Here is a 2,626-nt window from a genome sequence, read left to right as displayed (position 1 = left end):
CATCGAACATCCAGCCTTACGGCTCGCCAAGTGGCACTAAAATTGCTTACGAAGAAAGTAGTAGCGCTGCTAATATTTCTAAACCGAACGAAAATGCACCACCTAAAAAAGTAGAGCAAGTACAAAGTAGTTCTACTGAAACCGCGATTAAAATGGCCCAAGAAAGGCAAGAACTTAATCGAGAGGAAAAGGTAAGAATGGTAGAGCAAATGAATGAATTCATTTCCTCAATCAATAAAGGTGTAGCTTTTAAGGTGGATGAAGAGTCTGGAAGAGATGTTGTGACAATATATGAAGCAACAACAGGTGATATTATTCGTCAAATTCCAGATGAAGAAATGTTAGAGATTTTAAGGCGCTTAGCAGCCCAAACCGCCAGTAGTGGTCTACTGATGGAGAAGGTATAAGTCGTTTTATTGAGGTGATTGGATGAGTTTTGGCCCTATTGGGATGTCGTCTGGCATGGATATCAATTCTATGGTCAGCAAAATTGTCGATGCTGAGCGCGTGCCTAAACAGCAGCGTATCGACAATGAGCGGATGCAGATTGATTCCAGTATCAGTGCCTACGGCCGACTCAGAGAGTCCCTGGATTCGATGAAAAATCTGATGACAAACTTTCGTCAGGAAAAAGCCTTTGCGGTTCGTACCGTAGAAAGCACTGACGAAGGTGTCGTCTCAGCGACTGCAACTACAGAAGCGATAGCAGGTAAATATGCCATCGATGTGTTGCAGCTTGCTCAAAGCCATAAAATTGCATCTGAAGTATTGTCTGAAGATATGAAGTTTGGTGCTGGCAAGCTGCAGGTTTCGCTTGGTGAACAAAGCTTTGATATACAGGTCGGCCCTAATTCAAAATTGGTCGATGTGGTAAGAGGGATTAACGGCGCCGGAGATAATCCGGGCGTCCGTGCTTCTGTCATCAATGATGTTGAAGGCCCGAGGCTAATTGTTGCCTCTAATTTATCTGGTGTCGATAATCAGATAAAAATACACGTGGATGCCGAAGTCGGTAACCCACTAAAAAAATTAGAATATAAAACTCTTGAAGAGCGAGTGAAAGCGCTAGAAGAAGCGCGCCTTGCTGCTCAAGACGTTCTCGCCTTAACGCCTGCAGGAAAAGCTGTCGAACTACTCGATGAAGCGGCCTCTAACGGTGATCCAAATGCTAGTGAAACACTAGATGAAAACGGCAATGTTATCCCCGCGGAACAATCTGATTCTGCTGCGGGTGATGACGACAGTTCTCAAAGTCTTAGCTATGGTCAATCTGCTGCCCTTGCGGGTCAGCAAGCCATTGATGCTGCAGCACTGGCTGCATCTGGTATGCCTGAAGATACCATAGGTGGTTGGAATGAAACGGCTTCTGGTACTTTACTCGATTCTTTCCACCGACCAGAGCTTGAGCTTGATGAAAAAGCTATCGAAAAAGCGCCAGATGTTCCAGGCTGGTCGAATACCGCGTCGGGAACTTTAACTGCATCTTATGTGACACCAAAAGAAGCTCAGCAAAAGTTGGAAGCAGAACAGCAACGTATTGAAGCTAAAATTGCTGAAGAAAATGCCCTTCTTGCTGAAAAAGTGGAAAAAGGCGAGCTAACCGCTGAGCAGGCTAAACAGATTGAGCGATCGAAACTTCCTCCAGAGGAACGCGCTCACCTTGAAACTGTTGATCGCGTGAAAGCAGACCTTGATCAAGCCCAGCAGTCTTTCGATACCTATAATGGTATGGCAGAAGTTCAAGCAGGTCAGGATTCGATGGTTGTGCTTGATGGTGTTGCACAGCTCTCTAGTCACAATAATATTATTGAAGACGCTATTGAAGGGATTGATCTTACCGTTAAAGGTAAAACGCAAAAAGATAAAGCCCCTGCAGAAATTGGTGTTGAATACGATCGTCAAAGTGTCCGTCAGGATATAGAAGCATTTGTTAACTCCTATAATCAGTTCTACCAAGTCTCTAAAGGGCTATCTAGTGTTGACCCTACAACAGGTCAAAAGGGGCCATTGTCAGGAGACAGTACAGTAAGGAACGCTGATTCAAGGCTAAAAAGTGTATTTTCTTCTAATATTGATAAAGCGCCTCAAGATATACAGTCACTGACTGAGTTTGGTATCACGACGACTCGACAGGGCACCTTGGAAATTAACTACAATATGCTAGACCGCCAGCTCAACAACAACTTCGACAAGTTGGGCGACTTTTTTGGTGGTAACGATGGTTTTGCAAAACGAGTAGAAGATGCTATTCAGGGCATTACAGGTATAACAGGCTCGATCCGTACCCGAGAAAAGAGTTTAACTGAACAAAACTATCGTTTAGCGGACAATCAAGCGGCATTAGATCGCCGTATGGAAAGTTTAGAAGGTCGTACTCACTCAAAATTTACTGCAATGCAAGATGCAACAGGTAAGATGCAATCACAATTGGGGAGTATGATGAGTGCGATGGGCTAACCTATGAACAGTGAATTCCTAGTTCTGTGTGAACTTGATCAACAAATCTTCATAGAAATTGATAAAAATGAAATTAATACTGRAGAAATTCACTTGTTAGTCGATAACAGRGAACAGTTATTGCAAAACATTCTAAAGTTGTTTGAAGAATTTCCTGAGTTTCAGAAAA

Annotated in this window: 2 protein-coding genes; both read left to right on the top strand. The window is 43.4% G+C overall.

Translation table 11 applies throughout. The features are described 5' to 3' along the window. A partial coding sequence (gene flaG / locus L4C33_RS21375) for a flagellar protein FlaG (protein WP_428814404.1) occupies positions 1 to 407 on the top strand: 407 nt, incomplete at its 5' end. 22 nt (positions 408 to 429) lie between these two features. Next, positions 430 to 2,457 carry a flagellar filament capping protein FliD gene (gene fliD, locus L4C33_RS21370; RefSeq protein WP_428814403.1) on the top strand — a complete coding sequence of 676 codons (2,028 nt, stop codon included), beginning with the start codon at positions 430 to 432 and terminating at the stop codon, positions 2,455 to 2,457. Positions 2,458 to 2,626: the final 169 nt, after the last annotated feature.

The organism is Vibrio makurazakiensis (genome assembly GCF_050337375.1).
GTDB lineage: Bacteria > Pseudomonadota > Gammaproteobacteria > Enterobacterales > Vibrionaceae > Vibrio > Vibrio makurazakiensis.
Note: the sequence above shows the minus strand (reverse complement) of the source record. Positions and strands in the feature narration are given on the sequence as shown.

What these genes read in the sequence shown, in the direction of transcription:
- fliD (WP_428814403.1), top strand. Translation starts at nt 430, where the DNA reads ATGAGTTTTGGCCCTATTGGGATGTCGTCTGGCATGGATATCAATTCT.